This window comes from Sphingopyxis sp. H053 (genome assembly GCF_001468225.1).
Taxonomy (GTDB): Bacteria; Pseudomonadota; Alphaproteobacteria; order Sphingomonadales; family Sphingomonadaceae; genus Sphingopyxis.
The window spans coordinates 46,456-69,324 of the sequence record NZ_LNRU01000015.1 but is presented as its reverse complement, the minus strand read 5'-3'; the positions used below and the strand labels follow the sequence as shown (position 1 = coordinate 69,324).

General features: G+C 67.0%; 26 protein-coding genes. 14 read left to right on the top strand and 12 right to left on the bottom strand.

The window, feature by feature from the left end; translation table 11 throughout:
* Positions 1 to 11 precede the first annotated feature (11 nt).
* The 3 genes from ATE70_RS21895 (at position 12) to ATE70_RS21885 (ending at position 3,028) form a co-directional block, all read left to right on the top strand.
* Positions 12 to 1,316: a serine hydrolase domain-containing protein gene (locus ATE70_RS21895; protein ID WP_058539660.1), complete on the top strand. Its 1,305-nt coding sequence runs from the start codon at positions 12 to 14 to the stop codon at positions 1,314 to 1,316.
* A 66-nt stretch (positions 1,317 to 1,382) separates the two neighbouring features.
* Positions 1,383 to 2,360 (top strand): NAD-dependent epimerase/dehydratase family protein, encoded by a 978-nt coding sequence (locus ATE70_RS21890; protein WP_058539659.1) that lies wholly within the window; start codon positions 1,383 to 1,385, stop codon positions 2,358 to 2,360.
* Positions 2,348 to 3,028 carry a glutathione S-transferase family protein gene (locus tag ATE70_RS21885; protein WP_058539658.1) on the top strand — a complete coding sequence of 227 codons (681 nt, stop codon included), beginning with the start codon at positions 2,348 to 2,350 and terminating at the stop codon, positions 3,026 to 3,028. The genes ATE70_RS21890 and ATE70_RS21885 overlap by 13 nt, the downstream gene beginning before the upstream one ends.
* Positions 3,029 to 3,113: 85 nt before the next feature.
* Here the strand turns inward: ATE70_RS21885 and ATE70_RS21880 are convergent, their stop codons facing one another.
* On the bottom strand, positions 3,114 to 3,632 hold the full coding sequence (locus ATE70_RS21880; RefSeq protein ID WP_058539700.1) for a sterol desaturase family protein: 519 nt from the start codon (positions 3,630 to 3,632) through the stop codon (positions 3,114 to 3,116).
* A gap of 183 nt (positions 3,633 to 3,815) precedes the next feature.
* Here ATE70_RS21880 and leuC point away from each other — a divergent pair, with 183 nt between their 5' ends.
* The 5 genes from leuC (at position 3,816) to ATE70_RS21855 (ending at position 7,503) form a co-directional block, all read left to right on the top strand.
* Positions 3,816 to 5,246, top strand: a complete 1,431-nt coding sequence (gene leuC, locus ATE70_RS21875; protein ID WP_058539657.1) for a 3-isopropylmalate dehydratase large subunit — start codon at positions 3,816 to 3,818, stop codon at positions 5,244 to 5,246.
* Positions 5,243 to 5,833 carry a 3-isopropylmalate dehydratase small subunit gene (gene leuD, locus ATE70_RS21870; protein ID WP_058539656.1) on the top strand — a complete coding sequence of 197 codons (591 nt, stop codon included), beginning with the start codon at positions 5,243 to 5,245 and terminating at the stop codon, positions 5,831 to 5,833. Before leuC ends, leuD begins: the two co-directional genes overlap by 4 nt.
* Positions 5,834 to 5,864: 31 nt before the next feature.
* Complete coding sequence (locus tag ATE70_RS21865; protein ID WP_058539655.1) at positions 5,865 to 6,860, top strand: NADPH:quinone oxidoreductase family protein; 996 nt, start codon at positions 5,865 to 5,867, stop codon at positions 6,858 to 6,860.
* A gap of 65 nt (positions 6,861 to 6,925) precedes the next feature.
* A complete protein-coding gene (locus tag ATE70_RS21860) occupies positions 6,926 to 7,138 on the top strand; it encodes a DUF167 domain-containing protein (protein WP_231732794.1) in 213 nt (70 codons plus the stop codon).
* Between the two features lie 71 nt (positions 7,139 to 7,209).
* Positions 7,210 to 7,503: a hypothetical protein gene (locus ATE70_RS21855; RefSeq protein ID WP_058539654.1), complete on the top strand. Its 294-nt coding sequence runs from the start codon at positions 7,210 to 7,212 to the stop codon at positions 7,501 to 7,503.
* Positions 7,504 to 7,568: 65 nt separating this feature from the next.
* On the opposite strand, the gene sdhA is transcribed toward ATE70_RS21855, so the two are convergent.
* The 6 genes from sdhA to ald form a co-directional block, all read right to left on the bottom strand.
* Entirely contained in the window at positions 7,569 to 9,371 is a 1,803-nt protein-coding gene (gene sdhA / locus ATE70_RS21850) for a succinate dehydrogenase flavoprotein subunit (RefSeq protein WP_058539653.1), read from the bottom strand.
* A gap of 1 nt (position 9,372) precedes the next feature.
* Positions 9,373 to 9,780: a succinate dehydrogenase, hydrophobic membrane anchor protein gene (gene sdhD / locus ATE70_RS21845; RefSeq protein WP_058539652.1), complete on the bottom strand. Its 408-nt coding sequence runs from the start codon at positions 9,778 to 9,780 to the stop codon at positions 9,373 to 9,375.
* Positions 9,780 to 10,154, bottom strand: coding sequence for a succinate dehydrogenase, cytochrome b556 subunit (gene sdhC, locus ATE70_RS21840; protein ID WP_443028790.1), 375 nt, complete (start codon positions 10,152 to 10,154; stop codon positions 9,780 to 9,782). Before sdhC ends, sdhD begins: the two co-directional genes overlap by 1 nt.
* A gap of 180 nt (positions 10,155 to 10,334) precedes the next feature.
* Positions 10,335 to 11,405: an alpha/beta hydrolase family protein gene (locus ATE70_RS21835; RefSeq protein ID WP_058539650.1), complete on the bottom strand. Its 1,071-nt coding sequence runs from the start codon at positions 11,403 to 11,405 to the stop codon at positions 10,335 to 10,337.
* Between the two features lie 46 nt (positions 11,406 to 11,451).
* Complete coding sequence (locus ATE70_RS21830; protein WP_058539649.1) at positions 11,452 to 11,682, bottom strand: hypothetical protein; 231 nt, start codon at positions 11,680 to 11,682, stop codon at positions 11,452 to 11,454.
* 27 nt (positions 11,683 to 11,709) lie between these two features.
* Positions 11,710 to 12,825 carry an alanine dehydrogenase gene (gene ald, locus ATE70_RS21825; protein ID WP_058539648.1) on the bottom strand — a complete coding sequence of 372 codons (1,116 nt, stop codon included), beginning with the start codon at positions 12,823 to 12,825 and terminating at the stop codon, positions 11,710 to 11,712.
* Positions 12,826 to 12,983: 158 nt separating this feature from the next.
* Between ald and ATE70_RS21820 the strand changes: the two genes are divergently transcribed.
* The 6 genes from ATE70_RS21820 (at position 12,984) to ATE70_RS21795 (ending at position 18,509) form a co-directional block, all read left to right on the top strand.
* On the top strand, positions 12,984 to 13,451 hold the full coding sequence (locus ATE70_RS21820; RefSeq protein WP_197411541.1) for an Lrp/AsnC family transcriptional regulator: 468 nt from the start codon (positions 12,984 to 12,986) through the stop codon (positions 13,449 to 13,451).
* Positions 13,452 to 13,556: 105 nt separating this feature from the next.
* Entirely contained in the window at positions 13,557 to 14,909 is a 1,353-nt protein-coding gene (locus ATE70_RS21815) for a methyl-accepting chemotaxis protein (protein WP_058539647.1), read from the top strand.
* Positions 14,910 to 14,961: 52 nt separating this feature from the next.
* Positions 14,962 to 15,654 (top strand): SDR family NAD(P)-dependent oxidoreductase, encoded by a 693-nt coding sequence (locus ATE70_RS21810; RefSeq protein WP_058539646.1) that lies wholly within the window; start codon positions 14,962 to 14,964, stop codon positions 15,652 to 15,654.
* A gap of 117 nt (positions 15,655 to 15,771) precedes the next feature.
* Positions 15,772 to 16,743 (top strand): 50S ribosomal protein L11 methyltransferase, encoded by a 972-nt coding sequence (locus tag ATE70_RS21805; RefSeq protein WP_058539645.1) that lies wholly within the window; start codon positions 15,772 to 15,774, stop codon positions 16,741 to 16,743.
* A 64-nt stretch (positions 16,744 to 16,807) separates the two neighbouring features.
* Positions 16,808 to 17,689 (top strand): hypothetical protein, encoded by an 882-nt coding sequence (locus tag ATE70_RS21800; protein ID WP_058539644.1) that lies wholly within the window; start codon positions 16,808 to 16,810, stop codon positions 17,687 to 17,689.
* A 7-nt stretch (positions 17,690 to 17,696) separates the two neighbouring features.
* Complete coding sequence (locus ATE70_RS21795) at positions 17,697 to 18,509, top strand: hypothetical protein (RefSeq protein ID WP_058539643.1); 813 nt, start codon at positions 17,697 to 17,699, stop codon at positions 18,507 to 18,509.
* A gap of 3 nt (positions 18,510 to 18,512) precedes the next feature.
* Here the strand turns inward: ATE70_RS21795 and phhA are convergent, their stop codons facing one another.
* The 5 genes from phhA to ATE70_RS21770 are packed head-to-tail and all read right to left on the bottom strand — an operon-like array spanning position 18,513 to position 22,854.
* On the bottom strand, positions 18,513 to 19,385 hold the full coding sequence (gene phhA, locus ATE70_RS21790) for a phenylalanine 4-monooxygenase (protein ID WP_058539642.1): 873 nt from the start codon (positions 19,383 to 19,385) through the stop codon (positions 18,513 to 18,515).
* A 39-nt stretch (positions 19,386 to 19,424) separates the two neighbouring features.
* Positions 19,425 to 20,045 carry a molybdenum ABC transporter ATP-binding protein gene (locus ATE70_RS21785; protein ID WP_058539641.1) on the bottom strand — a complete coding sequence of 207 codons (621 nt, stop codon included), beginning with the start codon at positions 20,043 to 20,045 and terminating at the stop codon, positions 19,425 to 19,427.
* The gene (gene modB, locus ATE70_RS21780) at positions 20,035 to 20,730 is read right to left on the bottom strand and encodes a molybdate ABC transporter permease subunit (protein ID WP_058539640.1); all 696 of its coding nucleotides are present in this window, start codon (positions 20,728 to 20,730) and stop codon (positions 20,035 to 20,037) included. Before modB ends, ATE70_RS21785 begins: the two co-directional genes overlap by 11 nt.
* Positions 20,730 to 21,494 carry a molybdate ABC transporter substrate-binding protein gene (gene modA / locus ATE70_RS21775; RefSeq protein WP_058539639.1) on the bottom strand — a complete coding sequence of 255 codons (765 nt, stop codon included), beginning with the start codon at positions 21,492 to 21,494 and terminating at the stop codon, positions 20,730 to 20,732. The genes modB and modA overlap by 1 nt, the downstream gene beginning before the upstream one ends.
* Before the next feature lie 7 nt (positions 21,495 to 21,501).
* Positions 21,502 to 22,854, bottom strand: coding sequence for a PepSY-associated TM helix domain-containing protein (locus ATE70_RS21770; RefSeq protein WP_058539638.1), 1,353 nt, complete (start codon positions 22,852 to 22,854; stop codon positions 21,502 to 21,504).
* Positions 22,855 to 22,869: the final 15 nt, after the last annotated feature.

Below are 22,869 nucleotides of genomic sequence, written 5' to 3'. Positions count from 1 at the left end.
GGCGGCCAATTATGAGGTCGCAGTCTAAAAACAAATCCAGAAAACCGGTTTTCACCTATCTCATCGCGATCCTCGCTTTGGGGTTGGCGGGCTGGTTTGGCATTCACGCGCTCGGCGGGAAACACCCGCTCGCCAGCGTTCCGATCCCGATCAAGGCGCCGGAAAACCTGCCCGACACGCCCGCCGAATGGCGCGGCCGGATCGATTACCCGGCGCTCGACCGGCAACTCGCTGCCTTGTCGCAGCGGCCCGAAATGGCGGGGCTGGCAGTAGCGGTGGTCGAAGACGGCAAGCTCAGCTTTGTCCGCACCTATGGTGTCGCCGACAAGTCGACCGGCGCGCCGGTCACGCCGCAAACGCTGTTCCGCTGGGCGTCGGTGTCCAAGACCGCAACGGGGGCCTTGGCGGCGGCGCTGGCCAAGGATGGCAAGGTCGATCTGGACCGGTCGGTTGCCAGCTGGCGCACGTCGCTGCGCCTTCCCGGCGGCGCCGAGGAACGGATCACGGTGGGCGACCTGCTCGCTCAGCGGACCGGCCTCACCAAAAACGCCTATGACGAAAAGCTGGAGGAAGGGCAGAGCCCGCAGCTGCTACGCGCGAGCCTTGCCCTCGCACCGCTGCAATGCGAGCCCGGAACCTGCCACACTTACCAGAATGTCGCCTTCGACACGGCGAGCGAGATATTGGGCAAGGCCGCCAACGAGCTGTTCGCCGACGCGGTCGAAGACCGGTTTTTCCGCCCGCTCGGCATGGTCAGCGCGGGCTATGGGAAGGAGCGGCTGACGAGCGCCAAGGATTGGGCGAAACCGCACCGCGGCGCGCAGGTGCGCCCGATCAAGGAGGCCTATTGGCGCGTTCCCGCCGCCGCGGGGGTCGAAAGCGATATCGTCGATTTCGCGACCTGGATGCAGGCGATGATGGGCAGCCGTCCCGATGTGCTGCCGGGCGAGGTGCTGCAGATCGCGCATCGCCCGCGCGTCGGCACGGGGCGGCTCTATGGCGGCACCTTGCGGGCTGCCACGGGCGAGGCAGGTTATGGCCTTGGCTGGCGGAGCTTCACCTATGCCGGCGGCCGGCTCGAAGGCCATTCGGGTGCGGTCGAAGGTTACCGTGCAACGATGATTTTCGAACCGGCGACGCGGACGGGCGTCGTGGCATTGTGGAACAGCGATTGGGGATTTCCCTTCCGCATCCCGTTCACGGTGATCGACAGCTATCATAGGCGCGACGACGCGGGCTGGCTCGACCTCAGCGAACTGCCCCAGCCGGCCGGCGGCGCGGCGACCCGCCCGGTCGTCGCGAATCCGAAAGGCTAACCGCCTTTCCCCCTGTCCGCCGCCTGTGTATGAGGCGCGCGGACGAGACCGGGAGGAGATATAACGATGCGCGTACTGCTGACCGGATCATCGGGTTGGCTGGGGCGCTATCTGGCTCCGCTGCTCGTCCAAAGCGGTCATGACGTGACCGGGCTCGACGTCGTGCCCGGGACGCATACGCAGGTGGTCGGCACCGTTGCCGACCGCGCGCTGATCGAGCGGACGATGGGTGCGCATGGAATCGAGGCGGTGATCCATGGCGGCGCGCTGCACAAGCCCGACATCGTCCGTTATCCGCGGCAGGCATTCGTCGACGCCAATGTCGGCGGCACGCTCAATTTGATCGAAGCCGCGGTTGCGGCGGGCAACGACCGCTTTCTCTTCACCTCGACGACCTCGCTGATGATACGCGCCGATGTGCGCGAAGGCGCGGGCGAGGCGGGCGCGTGGTGGATGGACGAGGATTTCGGTCCGATCGAGCCGCGCAACATCTATGGCATCACCAAGCTCGCCGCCGAGCAGGCGGTGAAGCTGGTGCACCGCGAGCATGGCATCGCGGTGGCGATCCTGCGCACCGGGCGCTTCTTCCCCGAAGATGACGACACGCATGCCGTGCCGAGCGGACCGAACCTGAAAGCGAACGAACTGCTCAACAGGCGTTTGACGGTTGAGGATGCCGCCGCTGCGCATCTCGCCGCGCTCGAGGCCGCGCCCGCGATCGGCTGCGACACCTTCATTCTCTCGGCCCCGCCGCCCTTCGCGCGCGAGGAGGCCGAAGAACTGGCGCGCGATGCGCGCGCAGTGATCGCCCGGCATCATCCCGATGCGGCCGAGCTTTATGCCGCCAAAGGCTGGATGCTCCCCGAGATCATCGACCGCGTCTACGACCCCTCGCGCGCCGAGCGCCGTTTCGGCTGGCGCGCCACGACCGATTTCGGCAGCGTGCTCGCCGCGCTTCGCGACGGCACCGAACTGCCCTTCGCGCACGATCCCGATTACACTTCCCCCATCATCGCACAGGAGCGCCAGGCATGTATGTGCTGATCACCGCCAACCGCAATTATTCGAGCTGGTCGCTACGCCCGTGGGTGCTGATGCGCGCGCTCGGCATCGCGTTCGAGGACCAGATCGAACCCTTCACCAACCCGATCAACTATGACGAGTTTCGTAGCTTCTCACCGACCGGACAGGTGCCCGCGCTGCTCGACGAAGGACGGACGGTTTATGATTCGCTGGGCATCACGCTCTATCTCGCCGACCGGCACGAGAGTGTATGGCCGACCGACCCCGACGCGCGCGCCTGGGCGCAATGCGCGACGGCGGAAATGCACAGCGGCTTTTCGGCGCTGCGCAATGATTGCACGATGAATGTCGGGGTCCGTGTGACGCCGAAGCCGCCGTCGGGTGCGCTCCGACTCGACGTCGCGCGAATCCGCGAGTTGTTCGCCGAGGGCCTGTCGCGCTTCGGCGGCCCCTTCCTCGCGGGCGACCGCTTTACCGCGGTCGATGCTTTTTTCGCCCCGGTCGCCTTCCGTATCCGCACCTATGGACTCGACGCCGGCGCCGGACAGGCGTGGGTCGACCATATGCTTGCGCAGCCGGCGATGGTCGAATGGGAGCGGCAGGCGCTGCTCGAGGATTGGCGCGAGGAAAGCCATGAGGCGGAATTGATGGCGGCGGGCGTGATCACCGCTGATTACCGGACGGCCTAACTATATCGTCGCCCCCGCGAAGGCGGGGGCCGTTGTCGGTGTAGCGCAAGGTTGCCAGCGGCCCCCGCCTTCGCGGGGGCGACGGTTATTCTGCCAGCGCCTCGCGCACCACTGCGATCCCGGCCTCGCGCTGCGCTCTCAATTCGGCCTTCAGCTTCGCCGGATCGCGCGCGACGACGAAGCCGAAGCTGACCCCGCCCTCCTTGCCGACCGTGGCGTGATGGAGCTTGTGCGCCTGCACCAGCCGCTTCGCATAGCCGCGCCGCGGCACCCAGTGGAAATAGCGCTGGTGGACGAGCCCGTCGTGCACCAGCGTATAGATGATGCCGTAGAAGAGGACGCCGAGTCCGATCCACGTTCCGGGCTCCCACGCCGCGGCGCCCATGATCATCGGGCTGCCGACGACGAACATCGAAATGCTCAACGCGGCGCCGACGAGGCCGAACAGGTCGTTCTTTTCCAGCACCTTGTCGTGCGGCTCATGGTGGTCGCGGTGCCACGCCCAGCCGAAGCCGTGCATGATATATTTGTGGCTCGCCCAGGCGACGCCCTCCATCGCCGCGACGGTGGCGAGAATGAGCGCTATGATGGCGAGGGTCGGCATGGGCGGATTATAGACCAACTCGTCGCCCCTGCGAAGGCAGGGGCCGCTGTCGTTTTAAGCCGCCGCAGCGAATTGCCGATAGCGGCCCCCGCCTTCGCGGGGGCGACGTCTTTTGGCGACCGAAAATTGCGTTTTTGATCGCCACTCGCTTGCATTGTTGTCGCGCAGGCTTAAGTGAACCGCATGACCCGGCCCCGCACCCTTTACGAGAAAATCTGGGACGCGCATGTCGTCGAACAGCGCCCCGATGCCACTTGCCTGATCTTCATCGACCGTCACCTCGTCCATGAAGTCACCAGCCCGCAGGCGTTTGCCGGGCTTCGCGCGAGCGGCCGCACGGTGCGCCGCCCCGACCTTACGATTGCGGTGCCCGACCATAATGTGCCGACGACCGCGCGGCTCGATGCGGCGGGCAACAAGCTGCCGATCGCCGACCCCGAAAGCGCGGCGCAATTGGCGGCGCTCGAGAAGAACGCCCCCGAATTCGGCATCCGCTACATCGATGCGACGGCGCCCGAACAGGGCATCGTCCATGTCGTCGGCCCCGAGCAGGGCTTTTCGCTGCCCGGCACGACGATCGTCTGCGGCGACAGCCATACCGCGTGCCACGGCGGCATCGGCGCGCTCGCCTTCGGCATCGGGACGAGCGAGGTCGAGCATGTGCTCGCGACGCAGACGCTGCTGCTCCAGCCGTCGAAGACAATGGAAGTGCGCGTCGAGGGCGAGGTCGGCCCCGGCGTGTCGGCGAAAGACATCATCCTCCACATCACCGGCGTCATCGGCGCCGCGGGCGGCACCGGCCATGTCATCGAATATACCGGCAGCGCGATCCGTGCGCTGTCGGTCGAGGGCCGGCTGACGGTCAGCAATATGGCGATCGAAGGCGGCGCGCGCGCGGGCCTGATCGCGCCCGACGAGACGACATTCGAATATCTGAAGGGCCGCCCCTATGCGCCGAAGGGCGCCGATTGGGACGCCGCGGTCGCTTACTGGAAAAGCCTCGCGACCGATCCCGGCGCGACCTATGACAAGACCGTCGTCATCGACGCCGCCGACATCGCGCCGAGCGTCACCTGGGGCACCAGCCCCGAGGATGTCGTGCCGATCACCGGCATCGTCCCCGATCCGGCAAGTTTTGCCGACCCGTCGAAGCAAGCCGCCGCCGCCAAATCGCTCGCGTACATGGGCCTTGAACCCGGCACGCGGATGCAGGATGTGCCGGTCGAGAATATCTTCATCGGCAGCTGCACCAACAGCCGCATCGAGGACCTGCGCGCCGCCGCGGCGGTGATCAAGGGCCGCCACAAGGCCGATAATGTCAAATGGGCGATCGTCGTCCCCGGATCGGGCCTCGTGAAGGCGCAGGCCGAGGCCGAGGGGCTCGACCGCATCTTCACCGACGCGGGGCTCGAATGGCGCGAACCGGGCTGTTCGGCGTGCCTCGCGATGAACCCCGACAAGGTGCCCGCGGGCGAACGCTGCGCCTCGACGAGCAACCGCAATTTCGTCGGCCGCCAAGGGCCGGGCGCGCGCACGCACCTCGTCAGCCCCGCGATGGCGGCGGCGGCGGCGGTGACGGGCAAGCTCACCGACGTACGGGAATTGATGGCATGACCCCGCTCGACAAGGTCGAAGGCCGCGCGATTCCGTTCGGGCTCAAGAATGTCGACACCGACGTGATCATTCCCGCGCATTGGCTCAAGACGACGACGCGCGAGGGCATGGGCCGCGGCGCGTTCGAAAGCCTGCGCGCCGATCCCGACAATCTGTTCGACAGCGCCGATTTCAAGGGCGCGCCGATCCTGATCGCGGGCGACAATTTCGGCTGCGGGTCGAGCCGCGAGCATGCGGCGTGGGCGCTCGGCGACCTTGGCATCCGCGTCGTGATTGCTCCGTCTTACTCGGACATTTTCTCGGGCAATGCGGTGAAGAACGGCATCCTGCCCGTGGTGTTGCCGCAAGCCGCTATCGACCGGTTGATGGAGGTCGCGACGACCGATCCGGTCTTCGTCGACCTCGAGCATCAGACGGTGACGACGCAGTTCCAGGACCGTTTCAGCTTCGAGATCGACCCGTTCCGCAAGATGTGCCTGCTCGAAGGGCTCGACGAGATTTCGCTGACCGAAAAGAGCGACGCGGCGATAGGCGCTTATGAGAAAAAGCTCGACGCAGATCGGCCGTGGATGCGTCCTGCCGCATAATATCGCACGAACATCATAAGAGGAGAAGATGATGAAGGCTCTCTTGTCGACCGCAACCGGCGGCCCCGAAACGCTCACATTGGGCGAACTGCCGCGCCCGACCGCGGGCAAGGGCCAGATCGTGATCGACGTGAAGGCCTGCGCGGTCAACTTCCCCGACGTGCTGATCATCGAGGATAAATATCAGTTCCGCCCCGAGCGCCCCTTCGCCCCCGGCGGCGAAGTCGCGGGGCTGGTCGCCGAGGTCGGCGAGGGCGTCACCGAGTTCAAGGTCGGCGACCGCGTGATCGCGGGCTGCGGCAATGGCGGCATGTCCGAAGCCGTCGCGGTATCGGTGCACAATGTCTATCACCTGCCCGAGGCGCATGATTTCGCCGCGGGCGCGTCGCTGTTGATGACCTATGGCACCAGCATCCATGCGCTCGTCGACCGCGGGCATATCGAGGAAGGCGACACCTTGCTCGTGCTCGGCGCATCGGGCGGCGTCGGCATTGCCGCGGTCGAGCTGGGCAAGGCGTTCGGCGCGCGCGTCGTCGCCGGCGTGTCGAGCGAGGAAAAGGCCGACATCGCTCGGGCTGCGGGCGCCGACGAGGTCGTCGTCTATGGCCGCCAGCCGTTCGACAAGGACCAGTCGAAGGAGCTTGCGAACAAGTTCAAGGAAGCCGTTGGCCCGAATGGCGCCAACGTCATCTATGACGCGGTCGGCGGCGATTATGCCGAGCCCGCGCTGCGTTCGATCGCATGGGAGGGCCGCTACCTCGTCGTCGGCTTCCCCGCGGGCATTCCGCGCCTGCCGCTCAACCTCACTTTGCTCAAGAGCTGCGACGTCGCGGGCGTGTTCTGGGGTGCATTTGTAGCGCGCGAACCGCTGCGCAACCGCGCCAATATCGCGCGGCTGTTCCAGCTGTGGGAGCAGGGCAAGATCCAGCCGCGGGTGACCGAGAGCTTCGCCCTCGCCGACGGCGGCAAGGCGATCGCCAAGCTCGGCGACCGGACGGCGGTCGGCAAGCTGGTCGTCACCGTCTGAAATATCGGCCCGACCCGGCGCTGACCGAGGCGCTCAGCGCACTCGCCGCGTCGGGACGGATTGCAGTGCGGGTCACGCCCGGTGCGCGTCACGACGAGATCCGGGTCGAGGACGAAACCGTGCATGTCCGTGTGACTTCCCCGCCCGCCGACGGCGCCGCGAACGACGCGGTGCTGCGCCTGCTCGCCGCGGCGCTCGGCCGCCCGCCGCGCGATTTGACGCTGCTTCGCGGGGCGAGCGCGCGCGCCAAATTGATCGGGATTGCGACGAGCCGATAGCGCCGGGTTAACCAATTGGCAGGAGCTGGGCGCTATAGCTATGAACAGGACTAGCTGGGCCAAGGTGGATCATGGCAAAACGCCGATCGACAAGCGAAGAGGGAGACGCGAGTATCGCGAATATTTCGCGTACCCGCCGCGCACAGCTTGTCGCCGAATTCGAAGGCGAGCTGGGCATCGACTATAAGGCCCGCGCCAGGGCCGAAGAGGCCGAGCGCCGCTGGATCGCCCGCAAGACCTTCATCGTCTGGACGATCGCGGTGATGTTCTTTGCCATCGCGTGCCAGAAGCTGTGGATCATGGGCAACGACGTCGATGTGCCCTTTTCCGACATCAACCCGGTGCGCAGCCTGTTCGGCGAGTAGCGAAGCCGATAATCAAGCGAACGGGGCCGCGATCGCTCGCGACCCCGCTTATCCGCTAAAACCGATCAGTAAACCCGCGCCTTCGGCTTGATATATTCGACGTCGTCCGACAGCGTATATTCGTGGACCGGGCGGTAATCGAGGCGGACGCCGCCGCCCTTGCCGCCCCAGCCGTCGAACCAGCTGATCGTGTGCTTCATCCAGTTCGCGTCGTCGCGGTTCGGGAAATCCTCGTGCGCGTGGGCGCCGCGGCTTTCCTTGCGGTTGAACGCCGAATGCATCGTCACCGTCGCCTGCGCGATGAGGTTGTCGAGCTCGAGCGTTTCGATGAGGTCGGTGTTCCAGATCAGGCTGCGGTCGGTGACATGAACGTCGTTCATCCGCTGATAGGTCTTGGTGAGCTTTTCCTTGCCCTCGGCCATCAGTTCGTCGGTGCGGAACACCGCGGCGTGCGCCGACATCGCGCGCTGCATCTCGGTACGGATCTCGGCCGTTGGCGACCCGCCATTGGCGTTGCGGAAATGGTCGAGGCGGCCCAATGCGAGGTCGGCGCTGTCCTTCGGCAGCGGCTGCTGCGCCGCGCCGGGGGTCAGGATTTCCTTGAGGCGATGCCCGGTCGCGCGACCGAAGACCACGAGGTCGATCAGGCTGTTCGAGCCGAGGCGGTTCGCGCCGTGAACCGACACGCAGGCGGCCTCGCCGACCGCAAACAGGCCGGGGACGACGGTGTCGGGACCGTCCTTGCCCAAGGTCACGACTTCGCCATGATAGTTACAGGGGATGCCGCCCATATTGTAGTGGACCGTCGGCACGACGGGGAGCGGCTGGCGCGTCAGGTCGACGCCGGCGAAAATCTTGCCGCTCTCGGTAATCCCGGGCAGGCGCTCGGCGAGCACCGCGGGGTCGATATGGTCGAGGTGCAGATAGATGTGGTCGTTGTGCGGCCCGACGCCGCGGCCTTCGCGGATTTCGAGCGCCATCGAGCGCGACACGACATCGCGTGAGGCGAGGTCTTTCGCCGACGGGGCATAGCGTTCCATGAAACGCTCGCCTTCGGAATTGGTGAGGTAGCCGCCCTCGCCGCGCGCACCCTCGGTGATGAGCACGCCGGCGCCATAGATGCCGGTCGGGTGGAACTGGACGAATTCCATGTCCTGCAAAGGCAGGCCGGCGCGCAGCACCATGCCGCCGCCGTCGCCGGTGCAGGTGTGGGCTGACGTGGCGGTGAAATAGCAGCGCCCGTAGCCGCCCGTCGCGAGCACGACGGCCTGCGAACGGAAGCGGTGGATGCTGCCATCTTCGAGGCACATCGCGATGACGCCCCGGCAGGCGCCATTTTCCATGATCAGGTCGAGCGCGAAATATTCGACGAAGAAGTCGGCGTCATATTTCAGCGACTGCTGGTAGAGCGCGTGCAGCATCGCATGGCCGGTACGGTCGGCCGCGGCGGCGGTGCGCTGCACCGGCGGGCCTTCGCCCATATTCTGCATGTGGCCACCAAAGGGGCGCTGGTAGATGGTGCCGTCGGCGTTGCGCGAAAACGGCACACCGGCGTGTTCGAGTTCGTAGACCGCGTTCGGTGCCTCGCGCACCATATATTCGATCGCGTCCTGGTCGCCGAGCCAGTCGGAGCCCTTGACGGTGTCGTACATATGCCATTGCCAATGGTCGGGCGAATTGTTGCCGAGGCTGGCGGCGATGCCGCCCTGCGCCGCGACGGTGTGGCTGCGCGTCGGGAACACCTTGGTGATGCAGGCGGTCTTGAGCCCCGCTTCGGCGCTGCCCATCGTGGCGCGCAGGCCCGAGCCGCCGGCGCCGACGACGACGGTGTCATAGATATGGTCGATGATCTTGTAGGCGTCGGTCATCTTACATGCCCCCCGGAGCGAGCCCGGCGGCGGGCGCAAGCACGATACGGACAATGGCAAAAATGCCGTAGGCGGCGCCGCCGATCGCGTAGAAGTTGAGAAGGACGAGCGACAGCAGACGCGTCGCCTCGCCATGGACATAGTCCTCGATCAGCACCGTCAGGCCAAGCCGCAGGTGCCAGAAGACGCTGACCACCATCAGGATCAGCGCGAGCGCGACGGTGGGATTCGATGCCCAGCGCAACACCGCAGCATGATCGCCGAGCGGCAGACGGACCAGCGAAACGAACAGGAAGCCGACGAGGAGGATATTGGCGAGCGCGGTCAGCCGCTGTTGCAGCCAATGCTGCGAGCCATGCCCCGACGAGCCGAGGCCGCGGACCTTGCCCAGATGCGTGCCATTGCCCATCAGAGTGCCTCCGCCATGATATAGAGCCAGGTCGCGGCGGTCGCGAGGACGCCCCCGGTGATCACGGCGATCGACCAGAGCTTGTTGGTCTTCAGTTCGTAACCGGCGCCCGTATCGAGCACGAAGTGGCGCAGCCCCGAAAAGAGATGCTGGAAAAAGGCCCAGGTCAGGCCGACAAGCACGACCTTGCCGACGATATTGGTGATCTGGTGAACGATGCCGACGTCGGGGCTGGGATCGTGCCAGACGCAGGCGAGGAATGCGGCATACGCGTCGGGACCGGCCGCGAGCGCGCCAAGCCACCAGAGGAACATGCACGCACCAACAATCGCGAGACCGTCACCGCTCGCGCGATGAAGGATCGAGACCGCCATCGCGGGGGTCCATTTATATACCTGCAAATGCGGGGAGCGCGGACGCGCACTCGGTTCGTTGCCAGCCATATCAGCCCTGTCTTGACTCTAAACGGTCGATGCGGTGCCGGTTAAGCCTTCCCGCCGCGATATGCAATTGCTTAGGAGCATAGGCAAAAAAATCGCCGCCTTCCGCGATATTCAGCGCGTCACATACCCGTTGAGCGCGAGCCAGCTGGCAAGAACGGCGATATATTCGGACGAATCCGGCCGTTCGGTGCCGTCGTGCTTGGGATCGAGCGAGATTTTCTGATCGGCCGACATCTGCATCGCGTGATCGGCGCCCGCGATGCTGTGCACCGTCAGTTTCGGCATCTGCGCGGCGGCGGCCTGCAAGCGCTCGACCGAGACGGCGACCGGCACCACCGCATCGTCGGCGCCATACAGGACGAGCGTCGGCACGCTGACCGCCGACAGATTCTTCAGCGGATCATTCTCGATCTCGCGGCGCCAACCCGAAACGGCGCGGTCGCGGATCGTTTCGCCCATATAGGTATATTTGAACCACGGCTGGGTCTTTGCCGCATCGATCATTTTCTGCGCGGCCTCGCGGCTCGCCGTTCCGCGCATATAGTCGTCGACCGCCTTTCGCGTCGCGGTCATCTGATCGATCTCGGCCTGCGAATGGCCGTTCGCCCTCAGGTGGTTGGTCGAGGAGAAGAGCATCTGCACGTCGGCGGTGACGACCGGCGCCGACACCGCGATCACAAAGGCGATATCGGGGCTTCGCGACGCCGCCAGCGGCGATATCCAGCCGCCCTGGCTCAGCCCCCAGGTGCCGATGCGCTTCGGGTCGATGCGCGGATCGGCCTTCAGGCTCTGCGCCGCGGCAATGGCATCGTCGGCAAGGACGGCAAAGTCGCCGCCGGCCGTCTTCGTGCCCGACTGGCCCGAACCGCGCCGGTCATAGACGAAGACCGCGATGCCGAGCGCAGGCAGGGCGGTCTTGAGATGATCGTAAAGCGACGCGCCGCGGAGCGGCGACGACGCGCTGTGCGTTACGACGACGACCGCCACCGGCCTGGTGCTCCGCGGCAGGATCAGCGTCCCCGAAAGCTCGGTGTCGCCGCTCATAAAACGGCGGTCCTCGGTGACGACTTGCGTCGTCGCGGGCGCGGTCCACGGGAAAGCGGACGCGCCCGGCGCCGCGAGCGCAGGCTGAAACGCCGCGAGCCCGGCCGCGACGGCCCAAAGGGCGGCGATCCTGCGCATCAAAGAGCCCCCGGCCCGGTCACGGGCGCGGACACGGGGACATGCCTCACTTGATCTTGCCGCGGTTCGCGTAGAGCAAGGCCGCGATCACCGCAGCCGAGCCGATGCCGAGGCCAGCGGCGGCCGCGGTCTTCCAGCCGCGCTTGCCCTTGGCCTCTTCCTCATCGGCCGCCTGCGCCGCCTCGGCGGCTTCGCGCTGCTGCTGGCGCTCGCGCGCGGCGCGCAGCACTTCGTTTTCCTCTTCTTCGGGCGGGGGAGGTGCCACTGGATCGGTCATCGTCTCTCTATGTCCTTTTGTCTTTTGTCAGGCGAGCGCCTGTTCGACAGGCACATAATCGGTTCCGATCGCTTCGGCTACGGCTTCGAACGTCACCTTACCATTCCAAACGTTCAAACCCTGCGCAAGATGCACGTCGCGTTTCAAAGCGTCTTTCCACCCCAGATCGGCGATGCGCAGCGCGTGCGGCAGCGTGACGTTGTTGAGCGCATAGGTGCTGGTGCGCGCGACCGCGCCCGGCATGTTCGCGACGGCATAATGGACGATGCCGTCGACGACATAGGTCGGATCGGCGTGGGTGGTCGCGTGGCTCGTCTCGAAGCAGCCGCCCTGGTCGATCGCGACGTCGACGAGCACCGAGCCGGGGCGCATCGTGCCAAGCATCTCGCGCGTGACAAGCTTCGGCGCTTCGGCGCCGGGGATCAGCACCGCGCCGATCACAAGGTCGGCCTCGGCGACGCATTCGGCGAGATTCGCGCGGTTCGAGAAGCGCGTCTTGGCGCGCGCCTCGAAGAAGGTGCCGACGCGTTCGAGCACTTCGGGATCGCGGTCGAGGATCGTGACGTCGGCGCCGAGGCCCGCCGCCATCTGCGCCGCGTTGAAACCGACGACGCCGCCGCCGATGACGCAAATCTTGCCCGGTGCGACGCCGGGAACGCCGCCGAGCAGCACGCCACGGCCGCCATGCGCCTTTTCGAGCGCGGTCGCGCCGGCCTGGATCGACATGCGCCCCGCGACCTGGCTCATCGGTTTCAGCAGCGGCAGGCCGCCGTGCGGGCTGGTGACGGTTTCATAAGCGATGCACACCGCGCCCGATGCCATCAGATCGCGCGTCTGGTCGGGATCGGGGGCGAGGTGGAGATAGGTGTAGAGGATCTGCCCGGGGCGCAGCATCGCGCGCTCGACGGGCTGCGGTTCCTTGACCTTCACGACCATTTCGCAGGTCGCGAAAATCTCTTCGGCGGTCTGCACGATCTCGGCGCCCGCCTCGACATAATAGCGGTCGTGCGCGCCGATCCCCTCGCCCGCGCCGGTCTGCACCAGCACGCGGTGGCCGTGGACGACGAGTTCGCGCGCGCTCTCGGGGGTCAGGCCGACGCGATATTCGTGATTCTTGATTTCCTTGGGGGTGCCGATGATCATGGTCGCTCTCCGGATATGGGTGTCATCGGCGATCGACTATCGCCGCCGAAAACTTGTCGGCGCTTTTAGCAGAAATGGCTCGCGAGGTGCTTGCATATCCATTGCGGATTCGCGACATACTTGCACGATTTTGGCGTAGAATGGATCGATGGCGCACAATGATTGACCGGATCGACGTCAAGCTGCTCGACTTGCTGCAACGGCAAGGCCCGCGCCCTGCCGCCGAGCTGGGGGAGATCGTCGGGCTGTCGGCATCGGCGTGCCACCGGCGCATCCGCGCGCTGGAGGCAGCGGGGATCATCACCGGCTATAGCGCGCGACTGAACCCCGAAAGCATCGGGCTCGGGCTCGATGTGTTCGTCGACATCAGCCTGACATCGCAGAGCGAAGAAGCGCTGACCGCGTTCGAGAGCGCGGTGAAGAGTTTCGACGAGATTCTCGAATGCCAATTGCTGTCGGGGGCGTCGGATTACCGGCTGCGCGTCGCGGCGCGCAACGTCGCCGATTTCGACCGGCTGCACCGCCACTGCCTGTCGCGCCTGCCCGGGGTCGCGGCGATGCACAGCGCCTTTGCCCTGCGCACGATCAAGGCGTTCGAGGGCTATCCAGTGCCGGCAGCGGGTTAACACCGCTTTTACCATTTCCAGCGCATATCCCGTTCACCAGTTTCATGGGACGCATGCGGGCGACAGACCCGCGCGCCTTTTGGGTCGATCAGGGAAGCCAAGATCATGGTGAAGGAAAATCCGATTCATAAGCAGCAGATCGATCCGGTGCCGATGGCCGATCGCTTTCCCTATTACGATCTCGACGGGCGCCTTGCCGCCAATGCGACGGAAATTCACGCCATCATCGCCGGCCGCGAGGAAGCGATCGCCGCGGCCTATTGGAATGCGTTCAATACGCTGCCCAGCGTCGACCGCCGCGTCGAGGGCGAATTATTCGAATCCTATGTCCGCGGCAGCGCGCGCCACACCGTGGCCAAATATGCCGACGCCGCGGGCCAGGAGGTCGCGACGATCGCGTGCCAGAACGCCCATATGGCGCGGCGCGTGAAGCTGCCGCTCGCATCGGTGATGTCGTGCATCGCCGAAAGCCAGCGGCTGACGATCGAATATGTCGTCGAAGCCTGTTTCGGCGACGCCGAACGGCTGGCGCGGCTGACGAGCGCGGTGAATCGCCTCGCGCTGCTCGAATTCGACATCATGCACCGCTATGCCAAAAAGCTCGACCGCGCGGTGATCTCGAGCGAGCGGCAGACGCTCGCGGGCGATTTCGACCGCTCGATCGCGTCGCTGGTGCAGGACACCGACGGGGTGCGCGAGCAGCTCGCCAAGCAGGCGGCCTCGGCCGACCAGGCGGCGAAGGGCATGATCGCCAAGACCAGCGAAGTCGCCGCGGCGTCCGAACAATCGGCGATGGCGATGCGCGAAGCCGCTTCGACCGCCGCAGGCCTGATCCGCGCGATCGAGGATGCACGCAGCGAAGTCGAAGCCTCGGCCAGCGTCGCAACGCGCGCGTCCGAGCAGGCGGGCGAAGCGGTCGCGATGTCGGCGACCTTGTCGCACCATGCCGAATCGATCGAATCCATTTTGGGCCTGATCCGCGAGATCGCGGGGCAGACCAACCTTCTCGCGCTCAACGCCACGATCGAGGCGGCGCGTGCGGGCGAATCGGGGCGGGGCTTTGCCGTCGTCGCGCAGGAGGTGAAGAGCCTCGCCAACGAAACCGCGCGCGCGACCGACGATATCGCGGGCAAGATCACCGCGATCCAGCAGGCGACGCGCGGGTCGGTCAGCGCCAACCAGTCGATCCAGGCGACGATCGTCGAGGTGCAGACCTCGGCACAGCGCATCCGCGACGCGATGGACGCGCAGGCGCAGACGGTCACCTCGATCACCGCCGCGGTCGACGAAACCGCGCTCGCCGCCGACAGCATGTCGTCGACGATCGCGAGCATCCGCAACGATTCGGGCATGGTCGCGAGCGAGATCAGCGTGCTGAGCCAGGAATTCGCCAAGATGGGCGGCCGGTTGCAGCAGCTGGAACAAGCTGCGAGCGAGTTCAGCCGCCGCGTGGCGTAACACAGCCGCTTCCCCCGCTTGGCAAGCCCCGCCCCGCTGCCTAAGGCGGGGCATGAGCACGCATATCCTGATCACCGGCGCGAGCCGCGGCATCGGCGCCGCGATCGCCGACGCGTTCGCCACCGGTGCGACCAAGGTTGTGGCGCTGTCGAGCGCCGACGGCGACCTGTCCGATCCCGCGACCCCCGACCGATTGTGGCAGGCGAGTCTCGACCGGCTCGACGGCCGCATCGACGTGCTCGTCAACAATGCCGGCGTGTTCGAGGCAAACCCGCTGGGCGACCCCAACGCTGACTGGCTCGCGAACTGGAACCGCACGATGCAGGTCAATCTGACCGCGAGCGCGCAGCTCTGCCGCCATGCGGTGCTCCACTGGCACGAACGCGGCGCCCCCGGTCGCATCGTCAATATCGCGAGCCGCGCCGCGTACCGCGGCGACAGCCCCGCGCACTGGCATTATGCCGCGTCGAAATCGGGCATGGTCGCGATGACCAAGACGATCGCGCGCGCCTATGCCAAGGACGGCATCCTCGCCTTTGCGATCTGCCCCGGCTTCACGATGACGGGCATGGCCGAGGACTATCTGGCGAGCCGCGGCGGCGAGAAACTGCTTGCCGACATCCCCCTGGGCCGTGTCGCAATGCCCGACGAAGTCGGCGAAATGGCGCGCTGGTGCGCGCTCGATGCCCCTGCGTCGATGACCGGTGCGGTGCTCGACGTGAACGGCGCAAGCTATGTGCGCTAACCTCTTTTCATCGTCATTCCCGCGAAGGCGGGAATCCCGCTTCTGGCCCGGAAAAAGCGGGATCCCCGCCTGCGCGGGGATGACGAAAGAGGGTAATGGAGTGACAGGGTTGGACGGATGAGCTGGATCGTCTCGCTCCCCTGTACCCGCGACGAAGCCGAAGCGTTGTCGGGCGAAATTCCCGAACTCGACGCCGCGCCCGAGGCGCCGGTCGTGGTGACGCGCGAGATCGACGAGGACGCCGGGCTTTGGCAGCTCGACGCCTATATGGACGCCAAGCCCGGGGCAGCGCTGCTCAAGCTGCTGCAGTCGTTCGTGCCGAGCGCGAAGGGCAAGAAACCCGTCGTCGCACAATTGCCCGAAGAGGATTGGGTGACGCTGAGCCAGCAGGGGCTGGAGCCCGTGCAGGCGGGGCGCTTTTTCGTCCACACGAGCAGCTATGCCGACCGCGTGCCCGCGGGCAGCACCCCCTTCCTGATCGACGCGAGCCAGGCATTCGGCACAGGCGGGCACGACACGACGGCAGGCTGCCTGTCGATGCTCGACCGGCTCGCGCGGCAAGGGGCGAGTCCACGCAATATCGCCGACATCGGGACCGGCACGGGCCTGCTCGCCTTCGCCGCGATGGCGCTGTGGCCGCGCGCCAAAACGATCGCGTCGGACATCGACCCCGCAAGCATTTTCGTGACGCGCGACAATGCGGAGATCAACGGCGTGCCATTGGGACGCGGCGGCGGGCGGCTCGCGCTCGCGGTGGCACCGGGGACCAATCACCCGTCGATCAAGCACCGTGCGCCCTATGACCTGGTCATCGCGAACATCCTTGCGGGACCGCTGATCACCCTCGCCCCCGATATTGCCGCCGCGACGGCACCGGGCGGCCATGCGATCCTGGCCGGCCTCATCGCGCGGCAGATGGAGCCGGTGCTCGCCGCCTACCGCGCACAGGGCTTTCGCTTCGCCGCGCGCGGCGGCAGCGCCGAATGGCCGTGCCTATTGCTCGTCAAACGCCGCCGCTATGGCTGGCGCCGCAAGGAACGCGCGTTCCACCGCGCGAGCCCATCGGATGCGAGCTTCGGAAGCTGGTAAGCTAAACGCTGGAAATATCGCGGCGATTTGCTAGCCTAGCGCAAGTCACCGGGAGGAATCGGCCATGAGCCTTTTTACCGCCGTCGCTTTGCTTGCCGCCATGCCCGTCGCCAGCGACACCCCCGACCCTATCGTCGTGACCGGCACGCCCGTCACCGGCGACGAAGCCCGCAAGCGCGCGCTCGAATTCGTCCGCCGGACGGGTGTCGCCGAATTGCGCCCGATCGCGCGCTGGATCGCGCCGGTCTGCCCGCGCGTCATCGGGGTCGACGACACAGTGGCGGCCATCGTCGAAAAGCGGGTCGGCGAGGTTGCCGTCGCGGCCGGAGCGCGGGTCGCCCCATCGGGCTGCGACGCCAATATCGCCATCGTCTTCACTTCGAACGGCGGCGCGTTGACGCGCGCGATGCTGCGCAAATCGCCCATGCAACTGAGCGAATTGTCGCCAGCGGCGCGCGAGCGGACGGCGCAGGGCGACGATGCGATCCGCTGGTGGTACAGCACGCGCGTGCAAAGCCGCGATGCCGTATCGGCCTCGACCGCGCCGCTGCCCTGGGCCGTCGGACATAGCGAAGGCGGCGGGCCGGTCATCAACGGCGCGGGCCCGACGTTATCGCATTATGGATCGAGCCTCATCAGCACACAGGCGGTGCGCGCGCTGACCGCCGCGACCGTCGTGATCGATGTCGAAAAGGCCGACGGCACGCCGCTCGATGCCGTGGCGTCCTTCGCCGCGATGGTGGCGATGGCCGAAATGGACAGCGACCCGCCGCCGCCCGGAAACTCGATCCTCGCGCTGTTCGACGGCGAGGACGACCGGCGCGCGTTGTCGAGCGAGGATCAGACGCTGCTGCGCGCTATCTATAGCCTGCCGCCCGACCGCGAGGCCCATCAGCACCGCCGCCAGCTGGTTACCGCGATCGCCAAGCCCAAGAGCGGCGATTGACCCGGCCATGAGCCTGTTCGCCGCCATCGCCCTGCTCGCCGCCGCGCCCGTTGCCGGTGACGATCCCGATGCGATTATCGTCACGGGGACACCCGTTACCCGCGAAGAAGCGAAGAAACGCGCGGCCGAATATGTGCGGCGCGCCGGGATCGCGCAGCTCAAGCCGCTCGCGCGGTGGGTCGATCCCGTGTGCCCGCGCACGGTCGGGGTCGACGAAACGGTCGCGGCCATCGTCAACGCACGCGTTCGCACGGTCGCCGCTGCCGCGGGTGCCCCGGTCGCCCCCGCAGATTGCCAGGCGAATATCGTCGTCGCCTTCAGCTCGGACGGCCGGAGCCTTGCGCGCGCGGTGCGCCGCAAGGCGCCCGACCAGTTCGCCGAGCTGGCGCCGGTGGCGCGCGATCGCGTGCTCGACGGCACGGGTGCGATCCGCTGGTGGTACACGACGCGCGACGAAAGCCGCGACGGGATGCCGATCAGCGATTTTTACGTGAAGCTCTACAACAGCAGCATCGTCAGCACGCAGGTCGTGCGCGCGTTGCAGTCGGCGACCGTCGTGATCGACGTCGAACAGGCCGACGGCACGCCGCTCGATGCCGTCGCCGCCTATGCCGCCATGGTCGCGCTCGCGGAGTTCCGGAGCAATCCGCCGCCGCCGAAGGATTCGATCCTGGCGCTGTTCGACGGCGAAGCAGAGCGCCGCGAGTTGTCGAGCCACGACGCGGCGCTGCTGCGCGGGATCTATACCGTGCCGCCCGACCGCGAAGCCTATCAGCAGCGACGCCAGCTGGTGACGACGGTCCGTAAAAGCGGCGAGTGACGGTCAGCCGCTCTTGGCGAGCGCATATTCCTGTGTGCCGCGCGTGATCACCTCATCCTTCGGCAGGAAGTCGGCGATCGGAATCGGCGGCAGCGCGGCATTTTTGGCATAGAGCGGCGCGAAATCGGTGTTCACCGTCGTGTCGAGCAGCTGATCGAGGCTGTCGATGACGAAATAATTCTGCTGGAAATCGTCGATCCGGTAATCGGTGCGCATCACGCGCGCGAGGTCGAAGCCGATACGGTTCGGGCTGTCCGAATCGAGCGCAAAAACGCTTTCGGCAAAGGACGAGACGATGCCCGCGCCATAGATGCGCAGGCCGCCGGCTTCGCGGATCAGGCCGAATTCGACCGTGTACCAGTAAAGCCGCGCGAGCTGTTTCAGCGCGTCGAACTTGAGGCTGCGCAGCCCGCCTTCGCCGTACGCGACCATATAGTCCGCGAACACCGGGTCGGCGAGCATCGGGACATGGCCGAAGACGTCGTGGAAGACGTCGGGTTCCTGGAGGTAATCGAGCTGTTCGGGGGTGCGGATGAAATTGCCCGCCGGAAAGCGGCGATTCGCGAGATGGTCGAAGAAGACCTCGTCGGGGACGAGCCCCGGCACCGCGATCACCTGCCACCCCGTCGCGGCCATCAGCCGCGCGTTGAGCTCGCGATAATCGGGGATGCCCGGCTTTTCGAGGCGCAGCACGTCGATCCCGCGCAGGAAGGCGTCGGCGGCGCGGCCGGGGAGCATGTCCGACTGGCGCGCAAAGAGGCGGTCCCACATCGCATGCTCGTCGGCGGTGAAGGCGTCCCAATTCTGCGAAATCGTCCAGTCGGCCGCGGCACCCGGCGGCGGCGTGTCATGGACATGGGTAAACTGGCTTTCCATACGACCGCTTCTATCATCAAAATGGTTTCATGTGAAACTTTATTCGCCGATCGCCACCACCGAGGTCGCGAGCCGGTCGACCTCGGCGCGGTCGTGGCTGACGTAGAGGATCGGCAGTTTGAGCTCGTCGCGAATCCGCTCGATCACCATCATGATATCGTTGCGCCGCGCGGTGTCGAGCGACGACAGGGGTTCGTCCATCAGCAGGATTTCCGGCCCCGCGAGCAAGGCGCGGCCGATCGCTACGCGCTGCGCCTCGCCCCCCGACAGGCTATGCGGCCAACGATCGAGCAGATGGGCGATGCCGAGGAATTGTACCGCCTCGTCGAGGGTCATCCAGCGATGCGCCGCCGGCACGATGTCATGGCCGTAGGTCAGGTTCGCGCGGACGCGGCGGTGCGGGAAGAGCCGCCCGTCCTGAAAGACATAGCCGACGCGGCGCGCCTCGGGCGGCAGGTCGATGGCGCCGTCGAACAGCGTGCGGTCGCCGATACGGATATGGCCGCGGTCGGGCCTCAGCAGTCCCGCGACCATGTTGAGGATGCTCGTCTTGCCCGCGCCCGATGGCCCGAACAGGGCGGTCAGGCCGGGCCCCGCGGTGAAGCGCGCGGCGATGCTGCGGTCGCCGAGACGCCTGGCGACGTCGATATCAATCGCCATGGCGCTGCCTTTCGCGATGCGTGCGGCGGACGAGCCATTCGGAAAGCACCAGCGCGCCGAGCGAAAGCGCGACCGAGAGCAGCGCGAGCCGCGTCACCATCGCTTCGCCACCGGGCACCTGCAGCGCCGAATAGATGGCGAGCGGCAGCGTGCGCGTTTCGCCGGGGATGTTCGAGACGAACGTAATCGTCGCGCCGAACTCGCCGATCGAGCGTGCGAAGCCGAGGACGAGCGCGGCGAGGATGCCGGGGAGCGCGAGCGGCAGGCTGATCGTCCAGAAGCTGTGCCAGGGGCTCGCGCCGAGCGTCCGCGCCGCGCCCTCGAGCCGCCGGTCGATCCCCTCGATCGACAGCCGCATCGCGCGCACCATCAGCGGCAGCGCCATGATCGCCGCCGCCAGCGCGGCGCCGGTCCAGCGGAACATCAGGCTCACCCCGAACCAGCTTTCGAGCCAGCGCCCGGCGGGGCCGAACGGGCCGAAGGCGATCAGCAGCAGCCAGCCGGTGACAACGGGGGGCAGGACGAGCGGCAGATGGACGAGCGCATCAAGGACAACGCGGCCGGGGAAGCGGTGGCGCGCGAGCAGCCACGCGAGCGCGAAGGCGATCGGAAGCGTGGCGAGCACCGCGACGCCGCCGACCTTCAGCGACAGCGCGACAATGCCCCACTCTTCGGGTGAAAGCATCAGGGCGCCGAAAAACCGTGGCGGACGAAGATCGCGCGGCCCTGTTTCGACAGCAGGAAGGCGCGGAAACCCGCGGCGTCCCTGCTTCGCGACGCCTTGAGCAGCGCGACGGGGTAGCGGATTGGCGGATGGCTCGATGCCGGAAAAACACCGACGACACGCACCGCTTTCGACGCACGCGCGTCGGTTGCGTAGACGATGCCGAGCGGCGCCGCGCCGCGTTCGACGAGCGCCATCGCCGCGCGGACATTTTCGGCGGGGGCGACCTTGGCCGCGACGCTCGCCCAGACGCCGAGATGCGTGAGCGCCGCCTTCGCATATTTGCCCGCAGGCACCGCGTCGGGATCGGCGAGCGCAAGACGGCCGCTGCCGAGCGCCCTGGCGAGCGCGAAGCCGCGCGCCGGGGTCAGGCGGACCTTGCTCGATGCGGGGGCGATCAGCACGAGGCGGTTGCCGAGCAAGGTCGTGCGGGTGCCCGCGCGAAGCAGGCCGGCCTTCGCGACCGCGTCCATCCACTCCTCGTCGGCCGAGAGGAAGAGGTCGGCGGGGGCGCCCGCCATGACCTGCCGCGCGAGCGCCGACGAGGCGGCAAAGGAAAGGACGGGTTTGGCGTGCCCCTTCGCCGCCCACGCATTTGCCGCTTCGGTGAGCGACTCCTGCAGGCTCGCCGCCGCGAGCACGACCGGGCCGCGCTCCTGCGCGAACGCGGCCGGGGCGAGGAGCAGCGCGATGAGCAGGGCGAACAGGTGGAGGGCGCGGGCCATTGGCAACCTATAGGCGCGCCGGGGCCTTCGCCGCAACGCCGAGCCATCGCGCCATGCCCGGCATGCGCGGAAGGATCAATCGCTCGACGATCCAGAGGAGGATCAGCGAGGCGGCGAGCATGGGGAGAAGCGCGGCGAGGATCAGGATCAACGCGGCAACGCCCTTGAGCTTTGCGGGATCGCGCGCAGCGGGCCGCGCGCCGAGCGCATCATCGGGTCTGCGGCGACGCCACATCAGGAAGCCGGAGATGGCGAGGGTGAAGAGCGCGAGCGCGGTCGCGACGCCGATCAACTGGTTGGCGAGGCCGAAGAGCTGGCCCTCGTGCCATGCGATTCCGTAACCGACGGCGCGGTCGATGGCGTGTTTTTCGGCAAAGCCGCTGCGCGCGACTTCGAGGCTCGTTTCAGGGTCGTAGCTCACCTTGCGCACCAGCGGGCGATTCTGGGTAAGTGTGGTCAGCGTCCACATATTGCCATTCGGCGGACCGAAAGCGTTGGGTGCGCCCGGCGGCTGGATGATTGCGGGCGCGGGCATATGCTCGCTGCGGGCGCGGAGGACGATATATTCCAGACGCGCTTGCGGAGGCGGTCCCGCCGGCTGGGCCGCCGCCATCGCATGATGATCGTGCGCGGCGTGCGGGTTGGCGCCGCCCTTCCAGTCCTGAACGCCCGACACCCAACCCATTTCGGCGCGGACGGTGCGAAGGCCGCTAGCCCACACCTCGGTCCACGGCAGCGCGGTGAAAAGCAGGATCAGCGCGAGGCCCGAGACCCAGAAGCCGGTGACGGCGTGGAGGTCGCGCAGCGCCGCGCGACCCCCGAGCGACAGCCGCGGCCAGACGACGCCCGCCGCACCGCGTCCGCGCGGCCACCAGAGATAGAGGCCGGTCAGGATCATCACGATCGCCCAGCTCGCGGCGAGTTCGACGAGCAGGCGGCCGGCGCGGCCGATCAGCAATGTGCCGTGGATGCGCGAGAGCCAGGCCGAGATGCGCTGGTCGGGATCCGCGGCGCCGATCACCTGTCCCTGCGGCGAGACGGCGACATCGCGCATTCCCCCATCCGGCAGGCCGATATGGACGACCGCCGCATCGCCCGATGCTTCGGGGATGCGGTAGTAATGAAAGCTCGCGCCCGGATTGGCCGCGAGCACGGCGGCGACCCGCGCATCGGCGTCGACCGCGCCCGCCGACGGCAGGTCGCGCCATGCGCGCTCCTCCCACCGGTCGATCTGCGGCTTGAACAGATAGGCGGCCCCCGTCGCCGACAGGATCAAGACAAAGGGGACGACGAACAGCCCGGCGTAGAAATGCCAGCGCCAGATCGTGCGATAGAGCGGAACGCGGTTGCTGTCGGTCATCCCCTGCCCTGCCCT